General features: G+C 55.1%; 21 protein-coding genes and 1 pseudogene. 8 read left to right on the top strand and 14 right to left on the bottom strand.

From position 1 onward, the window contains the following. Positions 1 to 45: 45 nt before the first annotated feature. Together L0U83_RS22900 and L0U83_RS22905 are read right to left on the bottom strand one after the other, a co-directional pair. The gene (locus L0U83_RS22900) at positions 46 to 924 is read right to left on the bottom strand and encodes an alpha/beta fold hydrolase (RefSeq protein WP_233886373.1); all 879 of its coding nucleotides are present in this window, start codon (positions 922 to 924) and stop codon (positions 46 to 48) included. Positions 925 to 1,534: 610 nt separating this feature from the next. Further along, positions 1,535 to 1,846, bottom strand: coding sequence for a hypothetical protein (locus L0U83_RS22905; protein WP_233886374.1), 312 nt, complete (start codon positions 1,844 to 1,846; stop codon positions 1,535 to 1,537). A 504-nt stretch (positions 1,847 to 2,350) separates the two neighbouring features. Between L0U83_RS22905 and L0U83_RS22910 the strand changes: the two genes are divergently transcribed. Next, on the top strand, positions 2,351 to 3,121 hold the full coding sequence (locus tag L0U83_RS22910) for an SDR family oxidoreductase (RefSeq protein WP_233886375.1): 771 nt from the start codon (positions 2,351 to 2,353) through the stop codon (positions 3,119 to 3,121). Positions 3,122 to 3,734: 613 nt separating this feature from the next. Here the strand turns inward: L0U83_RS22910 and L0U83_RS22915 are convergent. Further along, positions 3,735 to 4,286, bottom strand: coding sequence for an ester cyclase (locus L0U83_RS22915; protein WP_373321082.1), 552 nt, complete (start codon positions 4,284 to 4,286; stop codon positions 3,735 to 3,737). A 422-nt stretch (positions 4,287 to 4,708) separates the two neighbouring features. Next, entirely contained in the window at positions 4,709 to 6,046 is a 1,338-nt protein-coding gene (locus L0U83_RS22920) for an LLM class flavin-dependent oxidoreductase (RefSeq protein ID WP_233886376.1), read from the bottom strand. An 857-nt stretch (positions 6,047 to 6,903) separates the two neighbouring features. On the opposite strand from L0U83_RS22920, the gene L0U83_RS22925 reads away from it, so the two are divergent. From L0U83_RS22925 to L0U83_RS22940, 4 genes are read left to right on the top strand one after another with little or no spacing between them, the layout of a single operon-like run. Next, positions 6,904 to 7,989, top strand: coding sequence for an ABC transporter ATP-binding protein (locus L0U83_RS22925; protein ID WP_233886377.1), 1,086 nt, complete (start codon positions 6,904 to 6,906; stop codon positions 7,987 to 7,989). An 11-nt stretch (positions 7,990 to 8,000) separates the two neighbouring features. Then, the gene (locus tag L0U83_RS22930; RefSeq protein ID WP_233886378.1) at positions 8,001 to 8,651 is read left to right on the top strand and encodes an ABC transporter permease; all 651 of its coding nucleotides are present in this window, start codon (positions 8,001 to 8,003) and stop codon (positions 8,649 to 8,651) included. Continuing rightward, complete coding sequence (locus L0U83_RS22935; protein WP_233886379.1) at positions 8,644 to 9,360, top strand: ABC transporter permease; 717 nt, start codon at positions 8,644 to 8,646, stop codon at positions 9,358 to 9,360. Before L0U83_RS22930 ends, L0U83_RS22935 begins: the two co-directional genes overlap by 8 nt. After that, the gene (locus L0U83_RS22940) at positions 9,357 to 10,241 is read left to right on the top strand and encodes an ABC transporter substrate-binding protein (RefSeq protein ID WP_233886380.1); all 885 of its coding nucleotides are present in this window, start codon (positions 9,357 to 9,359) and stop codon (positions 10,239 to 10,241) included. Before L0U83_RS22935 ends, L0U83_RS22940 begins: the two co-directional genes overlap by 4 nt. 407 nt (positions 10,242 to 10,648) lie before the next feature. Here L0U83_RS22940 and L0U83_RS22945 read toward each other — a convergent pair whose 3' ends face one another. Beyond that, positions 10,649 to 11,431: a YkgJ family cysteine cluster protein gene (locus L0U83_RS22945; protein ID WP_233886381.1), complete on the bottom strand. Its 783-nt coding sequence runs from the start codon at positions 11,429 to 11,431 to the stop codon at positions 10,649 to 10,651. 222 nt (positions 11,432 to 11,653) lie between these two features. Further along, complete coding sequence (locus tag L0U83_RS22950; RefSeq protein WP_233886382.1) at positions 11,654 to 12,238, bottom strand: CGNR zinc finger domain-containing protein; 585 nt, start codon at positions 12,236 to 12,238, stop codon at positions 11,654 to 11,656. 193 nt (positions 12,239 to 12,431) lie between these two features. On the opposite strand from L0U83_RS22950, the gene L0U83_RS22955 reads away from it, so the two are divergent. Continuing rightward, complete coding sequence (locus L0U83_RS22955) at positions 12,432 to 13,391, top strand: alpha/beta fold hydrolase (protein ID WP_373321101.1); 960 nt, start codon at positions 12,432 to 12,434, stop codon at positions 13,389 to 13,391. A gap of 420 nt (positions 13,392 to 13,811) precedes the next feature. Then, the gene (locus L0U83_RS22960; RefSeq protein ID WP_233886384.1) at positions 13,812 to 14,360 is read left to right on the top strand and encodes a cupin domain-containing protein; all 549 of its coding nucleotides are present in this window, start codon (positions 13,812 to 13,814) and stop codon (positions 14,358 to 14,360) included. 148 nt (positions 14,361 to 14,508) lie between these two features. On the opposite strand, the gene L0U83_RS22965 is transcribed toward L0U83_RS22960, so the two are convergent. The 5 genes and pseudogenes from L0U83_RS22965 to L0U83_RS22980 all read right to left on the bottom strand — a co-directional run bounded on the left by L0U83_RS22965 (position 14,509) and on the right by L0U83_RS22980 (position 17,387). Then, complete coding sequence (locus L0U83_RS22965) at positions 14,509 to 14,907, bottom strand: hypothetical protein (RefSeq protein WP_233886385.1); 399 nt, start codon at positions 14,905 to 14,907, stop codon at positions 14,509 to 14,511. 106 nt (positions 14,908 to 15,013) lie between these two features. Next, positions 15,014 to 15,304 (bottom strand): hypothetical protein, encoded by a 291-nt coding sequence (locus L0U83_RS22970; protein WP_233886386.1) that lies wholly within the window; start codon positions 15,302 to 15,304, stop codon positions 15,014 to 15,016. Between the two features lie 2 nt (positions 15,305 to 15,306). Next, on the bottom strand, positions 15,307 to 16,008 hold the full coding sequence (locus tag L0U83_RS22975) for a hypothetical protein (protein ID WP_233886387.1): 702 nt from the start codon (positions 16,006 to 16,008) through the stop codon (positions 15,307 to 15,309). A 177-nt stretch (positions 16,009 to 16,185) separates the two neighbouring features. Further along, a pseudogene (locus L0U83_RS40880) lies at positions 16,186 to 16,626 on the bottom strand (TniQ family protein); the annotation flags it as partial. 14 nt (positions 16,627 to 16,640) lie between these two features. After that, a complete protein-coding gene (locus tag L0U83_RS22980) occupies positions 16,641 to 17,387 on the bottom strand; it encodes a metallophosphoesterase family protein (protein ID WP_233886388.1) in 747 nt (248 codons plus the stop codon). Between the two features lie 1,526 nt (positions 17,388 to 18,913). Between L0U83_RS22980 and L0U83_RS22985 the strand changes: the two genes are divergently transcribed. Further along, the gene (locus L0U83_RS22985; RefSeq protein WP_233886389.1) at positions 18,914 to 19,303 is read left to right on the top strand and encodes a DUF6471 domain-containing protein; all 390 of its coding nucleotides are present in this window, start codon (positions 18,914 to 18,916) and stop codon (positions 19,301 to 19,303) included. Between the two features lie 515 nt (positions 19,304 to 19,818). Here L0U83_RS22985 and L0U83_RS40885 read toward each other — a convergent pair. From L0U83_RS40885 to L0U83_RS22995, 3 genes are all read right to left on the bottom strand, one after another. Further along, complete coding sequence (locus L0U83_RS40885; RefSeq protein ID WP_373321083.1) at positions 19,819 to 20,913, bottom strand: TniQ family protein; 1,095 nt, start codon at positions 20,911 to 20,913, stop codon at positions 19,819 to 19,821. Positions 20,914 to 21,010: 97 nt separating this feature from the next. Next, entirely contained in the window at positions 21,011 to 22,264 is a 1,254-nt protein-coding gene (locus L0U83_RS22990) for a hypothetical protein (RefSeq protein ID WP_233886390.1), read from the bottom strand. An 82-nt stretch (positions 22,265 to 22,346) separates the two neighbouring features. Continuing rightward, a complete protein-coding gene (locus L0U83_RS22995; RefSeq protein ID WP_233886391.1) occupies positions 22,347 to 25,097 on the bottom strand; it encodes a Mu transposase C-terminal domain-containing protein in 2,751 nt (916 codons plus the stop codon). Positions 25,098 to 26,964 lie beyond the last annotated feature (1,867 nt).

Below are 26,964 nucleotides of genomic sequence, written 5' to 3' on the forward strand. Positions count from 1 at the left end.
TACCCCGTGGCTCGCGACTCCTATATCGAAATATTCCCAACTCCGTCAGTTCTTTCCCAAGAGCTCGAGAATTGCACTCGCAATCACGTCGACGTGCGTTTCCAACGCAAAATGGCCGGTATCGAGCAAGGTCACCACAGCCTTCGCGTTGTCGCGCTTATACGCCTCCGCGCCAGGAGGCGTAAAGAACGGATCGTTCTTACCCCAAATCACCAGCGTAGGGGGCAGCACATCACGGAAGAACTTCTGAAACGCAGGATAAAGCTTCAAGTTCGATTGATAATCCAAGAACAGGTCCAGTTGGATGTCCTTTTGACCTGGGCGCTCAAGCAGCGCTGCGTCTAGCGTATAGGATTCCGGAGCGATCGCATCGGGATTCGACACCCCATGCACGTACTGCCACTTTGTTCCCTCGAAATTCAGCACGGCATCGTGAACAGTCTTGCGGTTCTCCGCAGTCGGCTCAGCCCAATATTTTCTAATCGGATCCCATGCGTCTCCCAAGCCCTCTTCGTACGCATTCCCGTTCTGCGAGATCAGGCCACTCACTCGGTCCGGGTATTTCAAACACAAGCGGAGCCCAACCGGCGCACCGTAATCAAACACATACACCGCATACCGATTCAGTCCGAGCTTGTCCACAAACGCCGCGATAGTTTCCGCGAGTGCATCGAACGAATACTTGTAGTTGCGAGCATCGGGCACACGCGTGAAACCAAAACCCGGAAGATCCGGCGCAATAACCCGGTACTGCCCTGCAAGTCGAGGAATCAGATCACGATACATATGCGATGACGACGGATAACCATGGAGCAACAACACAACCGGAGCGTCGCTTGCCCCAGCCTCACGATAGAAAACGTCAACACCGTCCGCTTCGATCCGCTTGATAGAAACCGTCGGAACCACAGCACTATTGGACATTGCAATCTCCGAAATTGAACAACCTGTGAATGAGCAAGCATCTCTTGCAGGTCGTATCCTAGCAGCGATGCGTAACTTGTCAAAGCACTTTTTAACGGTTACACGCTTCCTCCTCAGATGCTTCGCGCAGGCTCCCCTTTACGTGAACTGGTACTTGACCGTTCTGGCTTGCGAAAGCAAATTCGCCTCGATGACGTCAGAAATGATCGGATGAAATATCGTATGTCATTGTTTTATATGGATATTTTTAGATCGAACACTGCGGCCGCACGACCGCGCACAGGGGATGGTGGCGCTCGCGGCAGCTATGGCTGGGTCCGTATTCGTGAGCAGTGGCACGGAGTCAAGCAATCACTTGCTCGCTAGATGGAGTTAACCTTTCCAACTTTGAGTCAAGTGATTCGTTTGCAGTCGTTTGCGACTATCGACACACAGGCACTCGGACCCGTCTTTGAACTCTACTGAACCCGTTAGACGGGTCGCCCGGAAGCGCTTCGCGTCGAACGGATGATTGTCGAGCTGCAGGCGCCTACGTCAACCAATGAAGGTTTCCATTGGCGGTGTTTCGGCGCCGCTGTCATTCGCACGATTGAATGTATTCCTCAAGTCATCAGCGCAATGTCTGCGAGTTGTACCCAACAGTAACCAGCGCGCGAATCGCCCCAGTTGTTCTTCGCCGGGCGCGCCGCACATTCGCTGTAGGCCTGGCACGAAGCTGACTAGCCAATACATCTCCAGTTCGCTCGCAGAAATCCTCACACGAAATTGCTTCTGCGCTCGCAATGAAGCCAGTTATCGTGTCGATCAAGAAGTCTGTTGCAACGCGATACGCACGCCCAGTCTTCTCGCTGGCCAGCCACCTCACTGTTTCGACGTCCAGCTTGTTCTGGATTCCCATGCCGATTGACATCTGTGAGTTCATGATAGCCCTCAGGCTAGCCAACGCAAGGTAGCGGATCGCGGTGATTAGTACCTTCACTTCGCGCCCGACAAGTGATCGATTGCCACCAAAACGTTCCGCTTCGACGTCAGAAAGTATCAATACGCGCGGACTGTGCGGTCTCGCTTTGCTCCGATATGCTATGAGCTGAGCGTCGCAGTCCGTCCCGACGTTTCGCCTACAAACACCAACGGGCGTAGTCATAGCAGTTATGACATCTTCTTCATGGCCAGTGACCATTCTTTCTCCAATACTGCTTGTAGCATTAAATAACGTGTGTGCTACCACCCATGGATAACTCGAGAGACAGCTTTGATGTTGTAACGGAAGCAGTAAGGTGACCGATATCGAGCTTCTTAGCTCTAGCAGATGGCGATACAGTGCAATCTCAGAAAGAAGAGTCGATTTGTTTGTACTCGGATAAATCCTCTCGGGTATGTCAGAAGTGACCATCGAGAATCGTATTTGGAAAATTGGAGTTTTGAAATGACGAAGAAAATTGCAATCGTTACGGGTGCAAGTCGTGGCATCGGCCGTGCGACCGCATTGAGATTGGCGAAAGACTTTGCCGGCGTAGTGTTGGTGGCTCGGAGTGGCGAACTGCTCACCGAGACCGCTGCGCTCGCACAAAAGGAAGGAACGGAAGCGCTGGCAATTGATGCTGACCTCCGCGAACCTGAAGCAGCAAAGCATGTGGTCGATGGAACTTTGAAGGCATTCGGGCGAATCGATGCAGTCGTGAATATCGCCGGCGCTGTGCCTCAAATTGATATTCTAGAAATGACAGATGACCAATGGGATGACGGATTCGCGCTCAAGCTGCATGGGGCGAGGAGACTGGCAATTCATGCATGGGAAGAACTAAAAAGGAGTAACGGTTCGGTAATCTTCACATCTGGGAATTCGGCAGAGGCTCCGAAGTCCGGATTTGGAGCAGTCGCGACCGTGAATGCAGCGATAGTTGCAATGGCAAAGGCGTTCGCGGACCGTGGCATAACCGATGGTGTCCAGGTCAACAGCGTGCTGCCAGGACCGGTGTTAACCGATCGGCGACGTTCTTACATGGAAAAGTACGCCCGTGCGCACGTCATGACGGCTGAGGAGGCACTTGAAAAGTTCCCGTCTCAGGTGGGCATCACAAGGTACGGACAGCCCGAAGACATCGCGGAACTAATGGCGTTCGTGTTGTCACCTGGAGGACGATGGTTGATTGGTGCGGCACTTCGTATGGACGGAGGCGAAATCAAAGGGCTGTGAGAAGGATACGTGCTCGGCGGCTGGACATAGCGTGGAGAGACTAAGTGTCCGGCCGCATTTAGTATTTCGCCGAGCCATAGCGGCGAGAGTGCAACGACTACGGAGTCGAGCACTGCCTCGCTAACCGACATGGAGCGTCAGCCGATGGGTCTAGCTGTGCAAAGGTCATCCTGCCGCTTCAGCGGCAAGGATTAGGGTTGTGTGTATCTCTTGCGTCGGGGACGTTTGCTGCCGATGCTGTGGTTCTCAAGTCGTCCATAGCTAGGGTGTCGTGTCCTTTGCGCTCGTCGGTCACGCGTATGCGGCGCCGTAGTTCTGGTGCGGCTGCGGGCAGAAGTTTCCGCCCAGGATGTTGAGCACACCTAGTCAATTTCTGCACCCGACTTCGTCGCGGAGATTGTTTTCGACGCTACCAGGGCAGCAATGAAAGGCTCGGTTAGGCGCGCCGGGCCTCAACTTAGGCCGATAGGCCGATCGATGTGGGCCGAACCAAAGCTTTTGCCTTCGTAGCCGCACACCGCAGCTGCTCGCGCCCACGCGCCGCCTAAGCGTCACCCCCGGCCGTCTCCAAGCACAACACCCAGCCGGGATCTTCGTCTAAGTGCACTTCCCTCTACTGCTTAATAGCACCTAGTTGTTTCAACAGTGTAAGGTTGTCCTCAAGGTGCCAATTCTCAACAATCTTTCCATCCTTGACGCGATATAAATCGAACGCCTGAAAATCGATCTTCTGACCGCCCCCCTGAATATCCCTAAACTTTCCCGTGAAATGTCCTTGGAAATGCAAGTGCAACAGCGCCTTGTCGCCTACCACCGTCATGTCGTCTATTTCAGCCGTCAAGTCAGGGACCGCTGCCCGAAAATTCTTCGACGCCGCTAACGCCCCCTCGAGCCCGGGCGCTCGCCCAATAGGTAAAGTGCGGTCGACGAAATCGTCACCCAGCGCAAGCTTCGCCAACGCCTCGTCGCCAGTGTTCCAGAATGCCGCATACCGCAACGATGCCAGCTCCACCGATTTGACCATCATCTTATCGTTAGCCAGTTCGAGATGATGGGGTACCGGGAGTGATTCGTCGGCCGCCTGTGCCCAAACAGACGCTCCACCCAATCCTGCTACTACCACCGCTAGCGTGCCCGCCATCACGCTAAAAGAAGAATTTTTCATATCTCATACCCTCAAGGAAAATCGGCTGTTGAAGAGCTCCAACCTTGCTTCTCGCGCCAACGCTCTCAGTCGTCGCCGCTACTCAGCCGTGTGGCAAAGTGTCGTAAAAAGTTTTGGAGAGCGGAATGAAGAAGCGTTCATATCTGCTATGAGGTCGTATCCTTCGGCATCTCGTCGCGGCACTGTACTCGGAGGGCGCATTCAACGGTTGCCCAGAGAGGCTCGCACAGCCGCCTTAAAGGTCGAACTAGACAGCAATCGAAAGGAGTGCGCCAATCTTCCGGCGGCCCCGCCGAGCTCAGAAGCGCCCTCACCGATTGACCAGAGTCGCGTGCGACGTCTTCAAAAGATACCGGGTGTCGCAACCTCCTTTAAACGCGATGGTCAGATTTGCGGAGCTTGATTTCCTACGCGGAAACCGGCTAACGTGATGCCGAAAAGATATTCTGCGGACGAGTGAGCCCAAGCTTTTCACGCAGCGTGCCTCCTTCATAACTGGACTGCACAAGCCCTCGCCGCTGAAGCTCCGGAACGACATGCTCCACGAAGTCAGCCATGTCTTCCTCGAGCAAGGGGAACATGAGGTTGAAGCCGTCGCATACGCCGGCTCTAAACCAGGACTCCATGAAATCGGCAATCTCCTCGGGCCCACCTGCAACTGTCATAGCAGCACCGGCGTTTGTCAGTTGCCTGGCCACCTGCCGAATTGTCATATTCTGCTCCCGGAAAGCCTTGAGTCGTGCCAAGTTACTGCGCTGACCGTCATAGCCAGCTTCGTCTGGCAATTCAGGCAGAGGACCGTCAAGAGGCAAACCCGAAAGGTCCACACGGCACCAACTCGAAACCAGGTCGACGCCGAGCCGCTCTGGCACGAGAGATTCAAGTAGTTCCTTCTTTTCTTTTGCCTCTGCAGCGGACGCCGCAAGAACGGGCTGAATCCCCGGTAGCACCTTCAAGCTGTCTGATGACCGGCCGATGCGCACCAAGCGTTCGTTCAGGTCCCGGCGATACGCTACCCCCTCCTCGACACTCCGACACATTGAGAAATGCAGGTCAGCATAGCGTGCTGCAAGGTTCTTTCCATCGTTTGACGAACCGGCTTGAACGATGATCGGGTGGCCCTGTGGAGGGCGCGGTACGTTGAGTGGCCCCCGCACCGAAAAATGTGCCCCTTTGTGCTCGATACGGTGCACCTTGGCTGGGTTGGCAAATAGCCCGGACTGTCGATCAAGCAATACCGCCTCATCTTCCCAGCTGTCCCACAGCGCTTTGACGACCTCTACAAACTCCGTTGCACGCGCATATCGGTCTGCGTGTACGATCGATGCGTCACGGCCGAAGTTCAACGCTTCCTCGTTCATTCCGGACGTCACCACGTTCCATGCTGCTCTGCCATGACTGATATGGTCGAGCGAAGCAAACATACGGGCAACGTTGTATGGCTCGCTGAACGACGTAGACAACGTGCTGATCAATCCGAGATTGCTTGTATGGGAGGAAAGCGCTGAAAGCAACGTAACTGGCTCCAACCGTGCATTGGCATAGTGCGCTACGTTACTCTCAAACGTGTCCCAAATTGCCACGTGATCGGCAACGAAAAGCGCATCAAGACAAGCCGACTCAGCCATCACAGCCAACCGACGATAGTAGTCAAGGCTAAATATCTCGCTCCCCGGCGCACGTGGATGTCGCCACGACAGGCGATGGTCACCCTGTGGATTGAAAAAAAAGGCGCCCAGTATCATCCGCTCCAGCTTCATCTTTGCTCCGTAATCTGTTGTGGTCGGCATTTTCCTTAGCAACACCAAGCGCCCGACAACGCTCGGTTCGTCCGCCTCGGCTGACCATGGTTTGAAACCCGTAACCGCCCCCCGTCTAACCGGCTAGTTGATGCCTGCAATTAGCAATTCACTCGGTGCCTACTGGGATGGTTCCGTCACATAGACCCTGATCCTTTTGAAAAGAGGCTCTAATATGCTTAGGTTGACCGGCCTTCAAATGAACGCCGCGCCAGTTACATGATCGACGAACGGCCACCGCAGGTGAGGGTACCCCTGCCCGATTCCATGATACATCCTGGCAATGTTGCATTTTACCGGTTACAATGAGGATATCATAAGCAAATGCCATATTGACGATTTGATGCCGCAGGCGCATCCGTTAGAGTTGACGTTTCACGAAACGGCGCTCGAAGCGTGGCTTCCAAGCTCCGTCCACGTTGGCACGAAACTATCCGTAGGAAGATAGTACGTCTTGCGGTTGTCCAGCTGTCTGCGAGGCCATTGGACAATCTTTCATTTGGCTTCACAACTCGACTCGATTCGTCGATACGTTTCGTACTCGCTACCTGGGATGGAGTGATTGGCGTCCTGCGTCTTATTGGGGCAGCGTCCTCCGTGTTAGCGGGAGACGGCCCATATCGATGCACACTGTGCGCGTCAGAGGAAGGCTGCCGATGCGAGAATGTGTGTTTCGCTAGAACAGCCGATTGCACTCGTAGGCGGCTGTATCATGATTGCCCCCTGAGAAGGTCGCCGAATCCGAGCGGAACGCCCAGAGGCAGCTTGTTCAACGAAGGGGTTTTGGTAGATATTCGCGGGCTGGTCCGCGCCGTCAAATGATCGAATTCGACCGAGTAAGTAAATACTATCAAGGCACGAAGCCTGTGGTAGATGACCTGAGTCTGACCGTGCCGAACGGAAAGATTACCGTTTTCGTCGGTCCTTCAGGCTGCGGAAAGACGACGTCCCTGCGCATGATCAACCGTCTCGTAGAACCCACTTCTGGCGAGATCCGGCTCAACGGGGTTCCGACGCATAAGATGGACCCTGTCTCCTTGCGCAGGCGGATAGGCTATGTCATCCAGAATGCCGGCCTCTTCCCCAACAAGACTGTGCTGGGCAATGTCATGACGACGGCGATCCTAGCGGGTAAGTCGAAATCCGACGCCCGGAGAATTGCGTACGACATGTTGGAAAAGGTCAGCCTCTCTAGTGACCTCAGCGATCGCTATCCATGGCAACTGTCTGGCGGTCAGCAGCAACGTGTTGGTGTCGCCCGCGCCTTGGCCGCTAATCCCGAGTTCCTACTGATGGACGAACCATTTAGCGCGGTCGATCCGCTTGTTCGCGAGCAATTGCAGGACGAGTTCTTACGTCTGCAGAAAGACGTCGAAAAAACAATTGTCCTTGTGACACACGATATTGACGAGGCGGTGAAACTGGGAGATCAGGTAGCAGTGCTGATGCCTGGTGGTCGCCTTGCGCAGATAGACAGCCCGCAGGCCCTTCTCAGCCACCCAGTCAGTGAGTTCGTTGCAACTTTCGTTGGCCGCGACCGTGGGTACCGCAAGCTTGCATTCCATAGCATTGACGAGCAATTGCGATTGGAGGCCGAGCCGTCAGTGGAAATCGGGGCGGCTGCCGAGGATGCGTCATCCGTTGCCACCAACAGATGGATTCTGGTGACGGACGAAGGCCGTGCCTTGGGATGGTTTGACACACAAAGTGGAGAAACCAACGTCAATGCAGCCTCGCTGAACCTGGGGGCCACGTTCGTACCGCAACCTGGAACGCTTCGCCAGCTTCTGGACTCCGCCCTTAGCGCCCCCAGTAAGCGGGCTGTCGTCGTTGACGGTGAGAAGAAGCCTATCGGGTCGGTCACCATCGACCGCATAGTCACCGCGCTGAAACAGGCTATCTGACGGATCCGCCGATGCATCTAGACTGGATACTTCAACAAAGTAATGCCATCGTCGGCTACCTGGTTCGGCACATCTGCCTCTCGGTTGCCCCCGTGCTCGTGGGGTTGCTGATCGCAATACCTTGCGCATGGCTGCTATCTCATACACCAAGATTCAAACTGCTGTTCCTAAACGCGTTCAGCCTCCTGTACACGATTCCCTCGCTGGCGCTGTTTATCATCGTGCCCGGGATTCTAGGAACAAGAATCCTCGATTCCTTGAACGTATACGTTGCGCTTAGTATCTATAGCTTCGCACTTCTAGTAAGGATCGTGTCCGATGGACTGGAGTCCATTCCCGCAGATGTCACTGCTGCGGCGCTCGCGATTGGATATCGGCCGCTTCAAAAACTGCTTGCGGTCGATCTCCCGATTTGCGTCCCAGTGATAGGAGCCGGAACGCGTGTCGCAACTGCGGCGAGCGTCAGCGTGGTCTCGGTCGCTTCACTCGTTGGGATACCGCAACTCGGGACACTGTTTACGCAGGGTTTTCAGCTTGGTTTTCTCACGCCGGTTGTCGTTGGGATCGTCCTTAGCGTTGTACTGGCCATCGTTCTTGACACATTGATAGTCGTCATCATGCGCTCACTCTCTAAATGGAGGCCGGTGAAGACTCATGACTAGTCAATGGATCCTCCAAGCCGAAAACTGGTCCGGAGACACGGGAATATTCACGTTGTTGCTGCAACACATCGCGTACACCGCAGTTGCTCTGATCATCTCTGGACTGATTGGTTTTCCGATCGGCTGCTATACGGGCTACACAGGGAGAGGAGAAGCCACGCTGATCAGCGTGGCCAATGCCTTGCGGTCTCTCCCGTCGCTCGGACTGCTGGTGTTGTTGGTGATTGTGCTCTCGTCAGTGTTTAGTTCTGACATGGCGTTTTATTTGCCAAGCGCCATCGTCCTTGTTGTGTTGGCGTGCCCAGCCATTATTCTTGGGACGCACGCTGGGATTTCCACTATTGATCCAGCGGTCACCGACGCGGCGCGAGGGATGGGACTTAATGGCTACCAGTATCTGTTTGGCGTCGCGATTCCGTGCGCGATGCCCCTAATCCTTGCCGGCTTCAGAAGCGCATCGCTACAGATCGTCTCGACCGCGACGATCATGGCATACGTCTCCTTGGGCGGGCTCGGGCGTTTAATCATCGATGGCCTATCTGTCGGCGACTATAGCAAGATGTTCGCTGGCGCCATTCTGGTTGCACTACTCGCCCTCCTCATCGACTTCTGTCATTTCCTCCTCGAACGGATCCTTGTCTCACCGGGCGTGGGGCGCAGAGATACGCACTTCTTTTCTACCAAAGCTCAAAGGAGCAAGCTTAAATGAAGCGTTTTTCGAAATTTGGGGTTGCCGCGCTCGTTATCAGCTCGACTGCATCACTAGCTACGGCAACGCATGCCGCAGAGTCCGTCACCATCGGCTCAGCAAATTTCCCGGAAAGCCAACTCCTCGCGTCGATATATGCGGACGCGCTGGAAGCAAAGGGCATTCACGTAGATAAGAAACTGAGCATTGGTAGTCGGGAAATTTATATGCCCGCTCTGATGGATGGATCGATTGATGTGATACCTGAGTATACGGGATCGGTGGTGCTGTACTTCAACAAGGGCACCAAGGCACATTCGTCAGCCGAAGTTACGGCTGAGCTGCCAAAGGTCCTCCCGAACAAGATCGTCGCCCTTACACCGTCCTCAGCGGAAGATAAGGGGATATTGAGCGTAACAGAGGCGACGGCGAAGCAGTACCACATCGCGGACATCGCTGATCTCGTCCCACACGGCCAAGATTTCATACTCGGCGGCCCACCAGAAGCCAAGGACCGCCATGAAGGCGTTCCGGGACTTAACCAAGTCTACGGCCTGAAATTCAAGTCTTTCAGACCCCTTGATCTGGGCGGCCCGCTCAGCTTGAATGCTCTTCTGCACAACCAGATTCAGGTTGCCGTGATGGACTCCACCCAGCCGGAACTCAAAACGAAGAACTTGGTTGCGCTGACGGATTCAAAAAATCTATACATGAGCCAGAACGTGTTCCCGCTCGTGGCGAAGTCAAAGCTCACGCCTACCGTGCAAACTGTTCTTGATTCCGTTTCTGCCCAACTGACCACGTCGGACCTAATCAGCATGAACCAGCAATTGGCGAACCTGGAGCCGATTGATGGCGTCGCCAAGGATTGGGTCAATGCTCACCACCTTGGCGGAAAATGAGCACAACGTCGATTTTCTGATGCTTACATGGGCGACGAAGTTGACGTTACATTGATTGCGAACGCTGCCACGCGCTCCATACGCAACATGGCTGCAGGCGGTCGTGGTGGCATTCAGCAGCAAGGGGCTCGCGGCTTTCGCATCGGCCCCTATGGCGAAATAGCGAAGAAGGCTTTCCCGCGCCCGCCAGCTAGGATAGCCCGGCACCGCAAGCGCCACCGACCGAAACGCCCTGAGATCCTTGTATTCCGCCGGTCAGTAGACGCTGGACTAACTGATAGCCGCGAAGCCCGCCGTCAGCAATATACGAAACTCCGCCAAAAGGCACTCACGCCCGCTTCTGACTTCCGCTCGAACATTGAAGCCGATGCTGGGCGTCATTCGCACTCGCAGCCGCAAAGCGCTGGTCACTCAGTCGGATGGAACGCAATATATTGCGTATTATGCGGCGATGCATCTGCGTTAATCACACGCGCGCCGATCTCGTTGAGTACCGTCAACGTCCCAGAACGATTGGACACCAGCTGCCACTGGTTTGAGCGGGAGAGCACGGTCGGCTCGCGATCTGTCGATATCGAGTCAACAAGTGCTTCGAGTACAAGCTCCCTGCGCGGCGCGTGAACTGCAAAACCCTCATTGGCCAGCGCTGCGATGTCGATCCCGAGAGTCGCGCAGACCCGCGCTTTAGCAGCGACGTCCAACCTGTCGGCTTCCCGTGATTGTTCGATGAAGTGGCGCAGATTCGAATCCACCACGACCTCACCATGCATCAGGACGGGCCCACCGGCCGACCATGCATCTGGCGGGCACTTTTTATTTTCTGGCGTCAGCTTGACGAAGGGATTGATCTCCGCCGGGTATATTCTGCACACGCGAGGCCGTTTCGCGTAGACACCACACCGCATGTCCGGCTGCAGATGCCGGCACGGGCCATCGAACGATGCAACCAGGGTAACAGCCACACGCACCGGCAAAACGCCGCTCAATGCCGCAAATGACTTCCCCCTTTTGTACAGCGCCTCGAGATGTTCCGGCGGCGGATCGTTTGGCCAGGGGATCGCCTCACAAAACAATTGAACGTCTCCACCGTCGCGAACCCACTCGATTGCCTCATCAACGCCGAGTGGCAAACGCAAGTCGTGGCAGCATTTGCCACACATGGTGCAGGAGAACGGGATCGTTTGACTCATGACAGCAACACCCTTCGAATGTCGGCAACGCCGTGGTGCCGTTAGTTCGACTTTCGGCGGCTCGTGGTTACAGCGAGCGCATAAATCCCTGTCGTCCATCCCGAAAAGCACATATCCGCGCAAAGCAGGGATACGATTCCTGCGAGCTTTTCAATCGCCTGCAACTGTGGCTTCGCTTCGTCTCGCATCCGTACGACTAACGCGTTTCCCAGTGCGATGCGTTTAGCCACTATGCCGCGCGCGATAGGCCGCAACTTTCGTACGGTTTCCACACATCGCCATACTGCACCAGCGGCGGCTGCGTGATTTCGTGTGATCACAGAACAACAGCGTGCGTTCATCACTCCCACATTTGCGCACGCGCCCGAAATCCGCCTCCGCCAGCAACCTTGCCAGCGCCTCGGCGACCGGGAGCAGAACAATCGCCGGATGCCTGTTCGCCTGCCGGGCAACGACCAATGGTTCCCCGCCATTCTCCCACTGCAACTCTATATGATGGCTACCGAGCCCAAGTATCCGATTCACTAGTGCCGGACTCCCCCACTTGCCCGCCTGCCGCTGTTCGACCAGTTGCCGCGCGGCATCCCGCAGTTCACGGGCCATCTCCAACAAGCCTTCGTGTGCTGCCTGACCATGCTCATCGCGAAGTACGCCCGCTCGCTCCAGCCAGTCGACGACGCTCGCGTCGCTGACGAAGTGATCGTGCCACTCCTCTCCGACACCATAGGCTGTATTGATGAAGTCCAGCGCGACATCGTCGCCGACAAACAGCACTGGCGCGTCGCCCAGTTTGGTTTCGGTCTTCACGAGACAACCCTCCTGCGTGGAAAACAAGCCCCCATTGTAACCTATAAAACCTATATTGACGGTTACATAATCGTGCTGTAACCTCTGTTTTTAATTAAACAGAGTTACGTTTCATATCGGTGCCACAACGGCAATTCACGATTTGACCTTTTAAAAAGTCGGAGGAATCACCTTGAAGTTCAATAGTTTGCTCATGGGCGTACTCGTAACTGTTGGCCTCGTCGGCGGCCAAGCGGCGGTGGCTGCGCAAGCAACTACTGCGCGCAAGTCATCGGCTGCGTTGGCACCGCAGACTAGCTTTCACTACGTGCAGGTGGACGATGTGAAAGTCTTTTATCGAGAGGCCGGTGACCCTTCGGCGCCGACCATCGTGCTGCTTCATGGCTTTCCGACGTCGTCATTCATGTACCGAAATCTGATCCCGATGCTGGCTGACCGCTATCACGTGATTGCTCCGGATCTGCCTGGCTTTGGCTTCAGTGAAAGCCCTGATCGCACTCAATACACGTACACGTTTGATCATCTCGCGCAGACGATGGATCACTTCACCGAGACGCTGCACCTCGACAAGTACGCGCTGGAGGTATTCGATTATGGTGCGCCCGTCGGCTGGCGCCTTGCAGCGGAACACCCGGAGCGAATCACTGCGATCATCTCCCAGAACGGTAATGCCTATGAAGAAGGCCTGAGCGACGGCTGGAATCCAATCCAGAAGTACTGGAAGGACCCAAGCGAGGAAAATCGCAACGCTTTGCGTCCGCTTCTAAAGGTGGACTCGATCAAGTGGCAGTACACACATGGTGTGTCCAACCCTGACAAGATCGCGCCGGAGACGTACACGCTCGACGCAGCGTTGGTGTCCCGTCCAGGCAACGACGAAATCCAGTTGGACCTGTTCCGAGACTATGCGACGAACGTGGCTCGCTATCCGGAGTTCCAGGCATATTTTCGCAAGTACCATCCGCCTCTTCTCGCCGTATGGGGCAAGAACGATCCGTTTTTCCTGCCTGCGGGAGCTGAGGCGTTTAAGCGTGACGACCCGAAGGCGGAGGTGCGACTCTATGACACCGGCCATTTTGCTCTAGAGACGAACGTGAAGGAAATCGGCCAAACAATTCACGAGTTCCTTGATCGCAACGTCGCACGTCATTGAGCCGGTTCACGAACAGCTCATTTTCAAGGTTAGGCCGTTTTAACTGGTCGCATTTCGGCACTCTAGCCTAGGGCCAGTGATGCACGGATGCTGAATGTCGAAGTGAACATGCAGCATCCGTGACGCAACAGAGAACCGAACACGAGCGACGCCGCGCGAATTTGATTGAAACGACATCGCACCAGCTGGGAACAGGGTCCGTGGACGACGTCTTGGGCAAGCAGTTGACCGCAGACGGCGGTGTGCTCAACCCGAACCTCGATAGGCCTCTACCGTGACGTGGCTTTCCGCCAATGGAGAGTGAGAAGCTCATCGCTCTGGTGCGAATCTTCATTGCGTACGCAAGAGCACGCAGCCATCATGCGCGACTCGCTAGTGAAATTCGCGCTGACCATCTAGCCACTAAACGGAGAAGCAAAGATGCCTAAATCCATGCAACGAATCGTGACAGGCCATGATAGCGAGGGCAAGTCTGTGGTAACGCACGAAGGAATGCCTCCGACGGTAGTCGAGTTGCAGCACGCTCCCGGGACTGTCTTCTACGAGCTTTGGAACACTCAGTCGACGCCGGCCAGTGTAGACAACGGCGATGACCCTACCCGCACCCCGTTAATGCTCCCGCCGCCGAAGAATGGCACTCGAGTGCGTGTCGTGGAAATTCCGCCTGACACGGAGGAGCTTCTGAAGCACGGTGCAGCCCGCATCAAAGAAGCGTTCAAAGAAGTCGGCGATGCTCACGCATCAACGGTGACGGATGAATCGCCGCATCCGCTCATGCACCGCACCGAGTCCATTGACTTTGGGTTCGTCCTCGAGGGGGAAATTGTTCTTGTGTTGGACCGCGAGGAGCGACTGCTTAAACAGGGCGATGTCGTCATTCAGCGGGGTACGAATCACGCATGGGCTAATCGAAGTACGAAGCCGTGCCGCATGGCGTTTATTCTGGTCGACGGTGAGTTTGCAAAGTAATTGGAGTTGCCTCGTCCGAAGCATCGAGCGCGAAAGTTTCATTAGGCAAAGTCATCGCGTGGCCCCGGGTGATACATGTGCAGCGCAAGGCCGTGGCGTGCTCGCTGCTGCACAATTGATTTCAGTTCCCTCGTGACCGCCAATTTTGCTAGGTTGCATCAGGCGAATCTTTTGACGACTCCGACGCGTCGTCGCTCCCTTCCTCATCGCGAACGGCCGGCTCCGGTGTGCGCCAATCCGGTACCAGCTCGGGGGTAACATTGGTCCATCCCGAAATTTTGCGCGCAGCAACCAGCCAATTCCAGACGTATTCGGCGTCGGAGTCGTAACCACCGCTACCGAGCAACCAATAGCGGCGGCCACTTTCGGTGAGGCCTGTGCGGCGCTTCGGATCGAACTCCACGATCTTCGTACTCACACGACCATCGCCCGACTGGACGCTGAATCCGACGAAGTGGACAGCCCCTTCGTCAGTCCGCCGTAGCGACCAGCACTCAAGAAAAATCTCCGGCTCGTCTTCAACCGGAGCCCCAATATATATAGTCATACTAAGTACTCCGAAGACATAATTATCGGCGGCAAATAGCAGTCGTTCCGCTCCCTGAATCTGACTTTTCCTGCTCTTCGCCACAGCTAGCGGTCCATCGTGTCGACTATGGATACTCTATTCCAGCATCAGCCAATGCCATCGCCAAAGTCTCCTCCTCCACTGCTTGGATGAAGTTGAGCGCCAGCTCCGAGAGCGCGGTCCAAAACTCACCGCGCAACTGGAGCACCTCATCGAGCGAAATCAACACCTCGCCGTCTGGCCCCGTGCACACTGGCATGTGCCGCTCAAGCATGTCTCGAACAACGTTCGAGTTCCTTCCCAGCAGGCGCGCGGCCAATTCTAGGTCTATAGTTTCCGGCGGACCAGCTTTCTTCCTTGATTTGCGTCTTCCCATTTTCAGCTCCTGCTGCGCTCACGAAACGCCTTAAACCCAGCCGCGAAGGTCTCCGCGAGGACCTCGCTAACGGTGGTACGCTTCCACTCGTTGATGCCGCATCCGGCGTCGTCGAGCTCCTGCTTGATGTCTTCAGCAGTGGCGACGATGCCGGCGGCCTTGTATCTCTTCGCGATGGACCTCACTCGCTCAATGAAGTCCTCTTTCTTCCGTGCGGAGCGTTGCGCAACGAAACTTGCATGCCTCACGGCGAGTTGCCGGGCGAGTTCGCCACTCTTTCTCCATACCGTGGGCGGGTCAAGATTAAGAGAGCAAGCGACTACATTGACGGATAACTCTCCGCTACCGGCTAACGCCTGCCGAAGGGCTTCGTCGACGCGCGCTTCGTCGTAACCAGGTTCCCTCTTTCCCCTACGAAGAGCAAAGTCGGCGTCCCGGTGCGCCAAACCGACCGAATCGAACTGTTGGCTTACCAGAATCTGGTGGATCGACGCGCCCGTGACATAACTTGCCCGTAGAAAGACGTGCAACGGAGTCGGCTGCGAACCAACTCCATACGCATTAAGTTGAGCGGGCAATTCCCCCAGACGACGTGCCATCGCGCTTCCGTTGCCAGCGAAGAACACATCTCGAAGCCCGCAAAGTGCGTCACTCGAACTGACTAGCTGCTCTCCGAGCGCAAGCTGCTGCGGCAGCGCCAGCATCTCTTCACACGCCAGAGCGCAGAACCGCTCAAATTCTGAGATCGTTGCGTCGCCGGAACCAGTCCGCCTCCCAAGCCACTGGCCACAAAAGCGGCAACACCCAACGCGCGCGTTCGCCACAAGCGCTGTCTGACCAGCCTTCTTACAGGTGTGGCAGGTATCGGTTAGGCGGCAATCATGATGAGGACACACGTGCACCTCTCCCAACCTCCAAACGAGGGGCTCCCAGACACGGCGTTCATCAGCCATATCCTCGAGACAAAGCTCGCACCACCGCCGCGTGTTCGTAACCAACCTGCGCGCTGCTACGGTGCCCTGAAATGGGAGCATCGAGCAACACCCAAGCCTCGCAGTTTGGCTGATTGTTGTGAGTGCCCGGGTCCATTCGACTGCGGTACGCCCGACATTTTCGATGACCAGCCTGGACGGAATAGATGTTCGCTTTTGCTCTCGCCCCTCGCGCCCGAGGTTCGGATAGATTCCGCCCCGATACAAACTAATGAAAGGCACGCACAGCGCCTCCGCCATTCGGATTGCAAAACTCGACAACTGCTCGACCCTTCCGGTTCCCGCTCCGGAAATTGGCAGTCGAATGATGGAAGCTTGATCGCCATCCATAGGAGTAGCTCCGCTTAGACTTCGACAACGAAGTCCGGTATGTAGTACGCGTTAGGGCGTTTGGTCGAACCAGCTGCGTTGCAAACTACACGGCAGCCCTTCTCCTTGTAGTCTGCAAACACGTGCGTGTGGCCATGTATCCAGAGCTCAGCCATTCTCAGCAATCGAGAGAGATCGGTTGCGAAGGCGCAGCTTGACCAGTCGACGCCATAGTTCGGATCGAGAGAACGGCGATGCGGAGCGTGATGAGAAACGACGATAGTGGAGCCGTCGAAAGGCTCTCTCAGGACGCGCTCAAGCCACCTTACCGAAAGGAGATGTTCGGCACGGAGATCCCACGGCGTGATCATCTTTCCATCTGTACGTCGCAGGCATCGAAAATCGGCTCCAACGACGTGAGTCAATTGAACGACATCCTCCAACGACCCGACCAGTTCGAAATCCGTCCAGAGGCAGCACCCGATAACGCGGATGCGATGATAGTTCACGATAGAGTGCTCAAGCATGCGCACCCGTCCGGTTGACATCGCGGTCGCCGCTCTCCCGATTGCCGTCTCGTAGGGGCGAAAGAACACATCGTGATTGCCACGGACATAGAGAACGTCGTACGGCCAACTGCTAAAGCGCGCCTGAATTCTCTCGACGTAGTCGATGTCGCCCGCCAGAACCATCACATCTGCGTCCGCTGCTCGGACGCGAGAATCACAAGCAATCTCGCGCTCCTCGTGAAGATGCAGATCAGACAGGACATGGAAGCGCACGAGAAACCTCCTTCGACGGTACTCGAGCCTCGCTTGGTCACCTAACCAACGCGATAAATCTGCGTTAACATTACTACAAAGCACTCTTGTTAAAACCAGGGTTTACGCCTTCATTTCTCGGCACATTTACTATAGATCTTATTTTAGAATTACTACAAAGCACTCCTTTAACTGGTGTATCCAAGACATCCTCAAGAACGTTTTATAACCTCGAATTTGCAAACGTTAGCGAACGGTGAATGCCTGCCGAATCGACACTGGAGATAGAGATATGCCCGCTCCATTCTGGGATGCACAAATCTGCTCACGCAGTTTGTCTTCGCATGGAAAACGGTCGTCTCAAGGGGTGCGTCACAAGCGCAATCTCCCTGTGGTGCCTTTCACACTCCGGCGCGGTGAACCTTGCCGCGTGGTGGCCACTCGTGAGTCTCCAGTGAGACTTGCTGGTTGCTCGAGAACGTGATCACCGCCCCGCAGCGGAACACGGACAACCGAACCGACGCTAGGCAACGGTTCACTCATCTTCTGCCGGCGACCGACGCTCACGCTCGCCGCCGCAGCAGCATGCACATTCCGGCCTGGTCGCGATGCGTACTTCACAGCGCCGATGGTCGACGTACAGACCCGCTCAATCGCGGCCTGTTCGATACATGCACGGAAGCTTTTGGCCTCGAGTAGTCGACGGTATTACGCCCGGGACAACCGGGGGGCATCTGGACTCCTTTTGAACTGAGCCGAGCCATGGACTTCCTCTTCGTCGTGAAGTCCAGTTCCTCGGCGACGACCGGCTTACCGGCCTCCTTCGCCCATCGAGCTGCCTCGATTCCCGCAACTGGCAGCACCGCGTCGCGCTTACGCGAACTCCCGTCTCCGCGTAAGCAATAGAGGCTCGCGCCTCGTGCGCAACAGGTTGCCGAGTGCGTCAGTCTGGCTTGCCGCCATCCCACGCTCTTGGCGCTGGCATCGGCGAGCAGCTGAGGACCAGACAGCCATCGAGGGTTCAGCAGTACGGCGTGATGTCACGCCACGTCCGCCGACGCTGACCTCGAGCAAGGCTTAACGACATGAATTGATAACTTTAACTAGACACGGAGAGCGAATTGCAAATACGCAGCCGCTCACGATATCCCGGTGTTTTCGATTGCCCCGGTCACGCCCCAAAAAGAACCCGGTCTCCCGTCCTGAATTTTCAAATTTACAGCGTGACGGTGCGACGCCATTGTTTTCAAACACCAACTGACCACGCAGCCACCCACAACGCCCCAACCAGCATGGGTTTTCAATAAATTGAAATTTTTACAAGATATAGGTTGTTCGACGATGTTTTATTTATGTATTGTGTGAATTTACTAAATGGGGTCGCAGTATTTTTAGAAATATGACCCCTTGTTCTCTTCCCTCTCAGCTTTTGAGAAACGCTCTTTAGTCTGCTACTCTGTCGTTATCAATTCCCTATCGAAATTGATTTGGGCTGCATCTAAGTTGACACCATTAGCTCATCTGCGCTAGACGGAGAATCACGCGAAATGGATCACTACTCACAAGCCAAAGCAATCCTTAAAGCGGAAATGGTGCGCAATGGCATTTCGACGGCAGAGCTCGCAGCTCGTTTGCAAACGCTTGGTACGCCTGAAGCTGTTGGGTCGCTAAAGACGAAAATCTCACGCGGTCGATTCCAGGTGGCATTCCTTCTGCACTGCCTGGCGGCAATGGGCGTTCGCGAGTTGCATATCAGCGTACCGAGTGCACAGGACGTTATCGCTGCGGGGTTCGATCAATATAACCGGCGACCGGGCCCGACTGCGAAGAAAGAAGCGAGGGAGCGCGCAGCGCAGATGCGCAAAGCAGGCAAGATCATCGAGCCCCGGAGCACAACCCGAAGCAAGAAGGAAGTGCCAACCTCCGAAACTGCCTGACTGCTCGTCAAACTCACGCCCCGTCCACCCGCATGTGTCGATACGGGTGGACAATGCTTGGGTCTGCTTCGACGCCCGTCGCTCCGTGCACATCGCGAACGTACCTCGCCTTCACCCTGTGCCACTCGCAAAAACAGCCACAGCGTTCGGCGGCTCAGATACCCAACGTCGGGCGCCTAACGGCCGTCCATGCCCCAACCGGAGTTGCGCCCTCAGACACACGCGAGTAGCACGCTTAGTGCTTACCCTTACAGACCCAAATGGCTATTCAGCTAGCATCGACGTGAAGCCCAACTTCTGACGTTGGGCGCGGTTGCAAAAGCTACCTTCAGAGACCCCTCAAGCAGCAAGCAAATTAGTTCTCTCGGCGTGCGCAGCCACAGCGGCGCTTTTCAAATGACTCTCGCGCTGGGTCTTGCTACTCACCCGACCGATACAGCTCGTCTGTCGAAACTCGTGCGAACTGTCGGCAGCAACACAGTCAACCGCGCACGGCGTCGTCACTTCTGGATTGATTACTTGCCCGCTTTTTGCTTTTCATTTTTTCGGTGTTCGTTGTAGCGCCTTGCCACAGCACGCGCGAGCTCCGGGTATTTCCTGAAAACGCTAGATGTTGTGAGCGAAGTGCTTACCCTCGACACCACGTCGCGCGGCTTGCTGGGAGGAACCTCGTTCAAGGCATTCCGAAGCACGTCTTCGATACGCAACCACGCTTCCCTATGGTCAAGTGTTCTTCTTCCACGAAGCCGAGTGTAGTCAAGAAAGGCAGGGTTCTTACCAAGTGACGCTGGAATAGGTCTCCTCGGCAGCAAATCTAGAAGCCCATCGGGATAAATCTCACAAAATGCCATCCAGTTATCCAACGTTGGTTGAATCAGGGCCGGCCCTAAGGCAAATGGCGTAGCCCTCATCGCACGCCTAAGCATCCCTCGGTTCTCGTTGAGCTGTTCGACGCACAAATCACTCAAGAATGTTTCGGCGTTCACCCGTTCCGCACGCTCCAGGCCACTGACGGCAACTAGCTCAGCTGCACAGACGCTCCGCTCAAGTTGCGCAGGTCGCCCAGCCTCTAATGCAGAGGTACCTCCCCCAAGCCACCGCCTACATCTCGAGCAACACCCGTTTCGGCCGCCCGCGAAGAAGACTCGAAGTTTGCCCAGACCACAATGAGGGCACTCAGTCGCCATTAACGTCCGATGCTTTATGCAAACCTCGTAAAATCTCAGCCGCCATATTAGCGGGTAATAGGCCGTGCGAAAGCAATCGACACCCTCATCCAGACACATAGGACAGAATGCTACATGCCGACGGTGCCCACCAAGGATCACACAGAGACGCGCGAAGCTCCCTAGCGTCGTCTCTTCCAGACCGTCGATACCAGTTGCGGAGGCAAGTGCTTCGACACAAATCTGGGAAAATCCACACCCGAAATCGATCGAACGCCAACCCGCATATTCCCGTTGGCTGTCTTGAGAACTTCCACAAATGATCTGCATGAGAGCGCCAACGTTGACACAGTGAGCCTCCGCCAATCGGTGAACGTAGCTACTCAGACATTCTCGCTCCCATGAGCCGAGCATCAGTGGTTCAAGCGCCCTGATATGCATCATGGTTCTCCAGGTTGCTGCAGCGTCTCACATCGGAGATAGACAGCCGAACACGAAGTTTCACCTTCACCGCCGATGAGAACGCCTTTCGTGTCGACGCTTATCTCGCAGCCCCCTCTCCCGGGAGGTTCTTGGAAAGGGGGCGCTCAGGAACAGCCGGCCTTGCCATCCCCTTCCTCCGTCCGGCCTTAGGTCTATCGTTGGATTTACCCTTTCCTCCCTTATTTGCCAGCTTTTCAAAGTCGACATCAGGAGCATCAACAATCCCAGGCTCTTTCCCTTTATAAAAATTCTCAGGCGTCATGTTCACGTACGCGGCTTGCGCCCAATACTCGGATCGACGATCTTCATCCTGCGCGGCATAAAACATCGCCATCTCGATTTTCACCAGTGTACGCATCCCAACGTGAGCCTCATCGATCATTCTCTTCAGATATCCCCACTCAAGAACCTCACTGTGGCGCAAAGACTCCGTGATTGCGCGCAATGTAATCTTTGTGCCGAGACCAAGAATCCCCCAAAGCTGACGCATCATATAATGACAGTTGCCAATCGTTAGCACGTCCTCTCTTATGTAATCATTTCCTAATTCCTTTGAGATATCCCGCAGCACACTTGCATATTGAATGGCATCCTCTTTAATCTGAGGATTGAATGGCGCAACCCAAACCGGCCGAAGCCGCGCTTTAAGTTGCGCGTTCATCCATAGCAGCGGAGCGATTTCAGGACCGCCCGCGAGAACGGCAGGTTTCTTTACCAGATCCGCCACCTCCTTGATCGACATGGCAGCTTGCATCGGAGCGCGGTTCTTTAGTAAAAGAGGAATCTCTCCCGCTTCGTCCAGAAAAACAGCCCCATGCTCGCCGGCGTTGATGCCCTTCACCAATCTCCTCAATATCGCTGAATGCGTCGGCTTACGCTTAGCGCCTTTGACCTGTTTTTTATCTACCGCACCTGCTCGAGGATCATCGTTGTACTCCACTGTATCTTCGATGAGTGGCTCCTCAATTCCCTCTAGCAGTCGCCAGCAAGTCTCTATGTGGTCGAACTTTCCTGCGTTTGGAGATGGAATCCGCGCATATGCGGATCCATACGCTGGCAGTCCTCCTTGTCGCGCCTTCTCGGCAAGAACATCCGCCGAGTATTTGAGCAATTTGCTCTTACCTACGTGCGTCGGTCCAATAGCGACGAGTAGCAGCCCCGGCTCCTCCCCTGATATGTAATCCATTACCTCATCGTAGCGATTCAAAAAATACTCATACTGAATCGTCAGGACGTCGCGCACATAGTGAATGTGCGCCTTTTGTTCGTCAGAAAGCAGGTTCGTACTTCGGGCATGCTCGCTTATGTCCACTTTTATCCTCCTTCCCCAGTTTTGACTGACCACGCACGGTTCGCACTAAAGCTCCCACTCAGGTGAATCGGCGGAGATATGATCACGAAGCGCTGTAGCTCCTGATCTCGTCTTCAGAGATGGTCCATTCTGGTTTATCCAGGTCGACTGCCTCAACCGCTTTCTCTGGCACCGGCTCACGCTTTTCCTTCCCTGAATTTGGCCGGTCAGGGTCGTCCGTGTCTCCAACAGAAGTCTTCCCCTGATTCTCAAGCGCCATTCCCATGATCAGTTTTCCTTCGGCCGTCTCGCGCATCTTCAAAATCCCAGCAGCGAAATCGCGTGCGCGTTCGCGCCTGAGGGTTGCCATTGCCTGCCCCTCCGTGCGCAAGTACTCTTGATACGCAAGCCGTTCCATGTGTGTGAGCTGCGACAGCAGTTCATAGTAGTCAGAGAAGCACTCTTCCCACCGGCCTGCTACCCAAACGATGACGCGTCCAATGGAATCAGGATCGTATCGAATGAGAACCCATTGCCCAACCACGTCTGGCTCACGAAGCCTGGGATGAAAATACTCCAGATTTAAGGCCCGAATCGATCCTCTACGCGTGACCTTTCTATAGCCGCCTCTAATCGCGGGCATACATAAAAATACGAATTCCTCGTTGTTCTCCACAACTGGAATGTGCGAGGTCCCGACCTCACTCAATATGCGATTTTCGAATTCAACAATCGTCTCTGCGCGCGTTCTCGATGATGGATTTCTTGGCGCCCTCTCATAATATTTTTCATCGAACGCATTACGAATTTCCGTCATTGTATGAAGAGCCGTCTTCTTGGGGTCAAATTCGTCAAGCAAAGCGCGGTAGTCGACGTCGGGCTTCCGGTAGCCGGAGATGTTCATTGTCGTCTCCGCATCGTCCGCGCGAAAACTCGACTCAACCGGCTGTCCGTCGCGTGGACTCCTCGATCGACGATTCAGCTTGATTACACCATACCTCGCGATAGTGTCCTCAAACTGCTTGGCCTTGAATTCGAGCGCTCTGTCACACACAATAATCTGAGGCAATCGATCATTGTTTCTTCTTACACATTCGATTAGCAATCGATACAAGGTCTCATATCCCGGAGGGCCGTAGTGCATGACATGCGCGAGCACCCTGCCGCTGCAAGCGTCGACCATTTTAGAGCGCCACACTTCTCTTTTGGCTACGGCCCCAGTGATTGCGCAGACTGGATTCACTGGTAGAGGGGTATGGTCGATATGGGCCACTTCCATCGGAATTTTCCCTTTCACCAAACGGTTGACTTTTCCATGTGGAACATAGTCACCGTACGGATAGGCAGCAAATTTCCCGTCCTGCTCCCGAACAATCATGCAGAAATCGAGTGCCTTGATTCTCTTACGAATGGTCTCCCTGCTCACTGGCCGAACACCGGCCTGCCTGCAACGTTCAGTGTAGATTCCTGTAATCGTTGCCGGCGATGGTGCCGTATCGGTCAAGAAGTCTTCATCGAGACACGTGCGCCAAATCTCGTATTCTCCGTCTGTTCGACTAATGTGTGATCCACAGTTGTCGTACGATGTTAGAAGAGCCTCCACGGGCGACGTCCCCTGAACCTGAGCCAGTCGCACTCTTCGGATTTTTTCCTCGCGCGTTCTAGCGCGTATTGGCTTACCAGCACGCTTCCCGTACGGCCAAATCCATTGATCGATTGGTCGATTGATTAGTTCGAATATCGCAAACGCTTCGCTTCTCCTCTTTTCGGAGACACGCATAATCCGTGGCACCTCCGGTACGTCGTAGTTCCAGGCATTTCTGGCGCAGTAGTCCCTCACTTGCGCGATGTCCAGCTCGAGAACACGCGTGTCCTGTCTGAGCGAATAGGACGTTCTCCCCGCATTGAGGACATGCCACGATTTCCCATCCCACTGAAATTCTTGACCATCCACTGGAAGCGGGCGAATGGAGCGGGGAGCCAGTGCACCTTGTGCGGCACGTTCGAGCTTGTGCGCCAGGAAAGCTTGATGATCCCGATAGACAAATACAATCTCTGTCTCGCGAAGATCCCGCTCAGTGATGGGGAAATATACAAGCCCGTGCGCGATGGCAAACTTGATCGCCTCCGGCGAGTGGCCGCTCTGAATAAGCTTCCGACGTGACGTCACGATCTCGTTGCGCACATCTCTACAAACCCGCTCAACCTCCTCCTCCTGGGGACGCCGATAGTCGATGTCATAGCATCTAGCCAAATAGGCACAGTTTCCAGCGAGGTATCCGCCGAGTTGCCTTTCACTAAGCACCACGTGGCCAATCCCGTAGCGGACCAATGCCGCGTCGATGGAAGGCGAGTACCACGACTGATCATCGCGCTTTGCATATAGTGAGTTATCGTTGAGTTTTTCCTCCTGCCGAACTTCAAAAAAGTAGACTCGCGCAGTTTCGATAACCAGGGCGTGAAATAGATGACTTGTTGTGCCAGTTCGCCGCCCCGCTGAATCAACCGTATCGATACCGCGCAGTCGGACTCGATTCCAAAACTCCAGTACATCTGGCGAACAAAGATGGTTGTCAGCGTAGAGCAGAGCAGTCAACTCCAGACTGACGCTGCCAAACGTCATCACACGCCCCATTTTCGTAGAGGGGTATCGGCCAGTAACGTTACCCACCTCTCTATCTCCGCGAGGGGTGCTGTCGGGTTGTCCGAGGCGAATCTGGCGGACCAGCGCCTGCCCGAGGCTCGTCACCCGGGCGTGCTCTAGAACCTCACTCAACCGTTGATCACTTAATGGAAAACCTGGCTTTGCCCATTCCTGTATCTCAGTTCTGTCGGCACTCTCTCTTGCATTCATTTCCTCTGCTCCATTCACCAAATAACACATCGTCCCGACGGGTCACCGCGACGGCTCACGCTCACATTCGAGCGCCACTAAGTCGCAGTGCCTCTCACAGGTCAGCAGAGTTTTGATTTAGAGCGAGGACGACCAAAGACGAACGGCTGATGATTCGACTCTCATCGCGGCACCGCCCAAGAGGTCGTCAAAGGGAAACGACTCAGCCGCGTTGAACGCGGAACCCACATACATTCGAGTGCCTGTTCCGCCGTAACGTGAACACTCTCGCTATCTAACGTGTCCAGACGACCACTCGGCTCGGCGGCGCATGTTGCTCGGCTACGTGCAGCACTACATATGCAAGCTGCCCCAAGTGACTCCGGTTGGCAACGTGCCTCGACATCTTGTGCACGTAAAGTTGAGCTCGTGGGGTCTTGGTTGCCGATGCGCGTTGCCAATGTCGCGATCAACGCAAGCGTGCTTGCCAGGACGCTTGCGCTAGCGAACGAAGCTGTCCGCGTTGTCACTACGTCGGTTCTTGGCGTACGAACTCCGCCCCGGGCCGTAACGAGCGCGTCAATGGCTTCGTGCTTTGAAGCGTCCAGATTGACGCTCGACGTGATATCGATTTCCTGTCGCCGGTACATTCCCTTTGCTCCGGATACTGGTGCCAACATTGCCTGAACTTGGGTCCGTTGGGCAAGAAAGCGTACACGCCGCTCCCGTAGCCCATACCCACGTAGATTCCGAGGCAAGGTACGCTCAGTGTCCGGCAGTCCACCGCCGCGTAAATTGGAAATCGATGTTCATCTCTGTATGGAAAGGTGTCTTCTACCGCTACGTTATTCGCACATGATGCGCGGCCTCAAATCGGGCCTGTGAGGAAGTTTGAACTCAATTCAACGACTGCGTTCGGGCTCTATCGGAGATCGGTTGGACTGCCCTGGAGACAGCCCAACAAGTCCGTAAACAGTCTCGCCGAGCGCCATAGAGAAGGCGCTTGCAGGCGCACTACTACGGAGTTGCTGTCCAGATTCGAATGGAGTCAGTCAGTGTTTGCATCGCAACCTCCGCTGATTTCTGCAACCACTTTGTTTAGCGCTTCCGACTGCGAGCGACCGTACTTCCGGCCAAATAGCCAAGCACGCCGACCCGTGACGATCTCGATGCCGCCGGCGTGAGTCTGGCCGAATGCATCGTGTTCCGGCAGCGTACTTCATTGGATGCCTGTCGCTGTGTACGACGATGCCAGCAATCCCCGCCTACTCCAGTCCAATCTCGGTAGGACCGAAAGTTGCCAATCCGTACTCCCATACATCCTCCACATTCAGGTACTCAACAAACGCCGCGAATCTACAAGCGGCTACCTACGGGTTAATGCAATACAACCATGGGCAAAGTGGCTGGGGTACTGCCCCTACTGTGCCTCGATCGAGCAAGACTCACAGCACTCGTTCGACAGCCTGCTCTCGTCGACATACAGCTCCCTTGCCTCGTCTCGGACTGCTACCGAGCCGGCGACTTCAACGTGCACGTTTGCCGCGTTTTGGTACGGTTTCCTTTATATCCTGTCGGGGAATTCATTTTTAGTCTACGCGCAACAAGATGGCAAGAAGTTTCGCTCTCGAAACGACGCCATGTTTTTCGGCATTTCCATTGATATCAAACGTATATGACCAATTCACAATTTGAACCGGAATCCATTTCCCGACTCAGGCGGCGACTTTAAAGTTAACCCTGGTTGCATTCTTCTTGAATTCTTTCCGAAGAGACGTACTATTCGGTATCTCAAACATTCAAGATCAAGAGAATCGACGACAAGACGGATAGCAAACGTGTACGAGATAGCAGCCTACCTGACTAACTTCACCCCACTTTCCCTGTA

The organism is Paraburkholderia flagellata, assembly GCF_021390645.1.
GTDB classification, from domain to species: Bacteria; Pseudomonadota; Gammaproteobacteria; order Burkholderiales; family Burkholderiaceae; genus Paraburkholderia; species Paraburkholderia flagellata.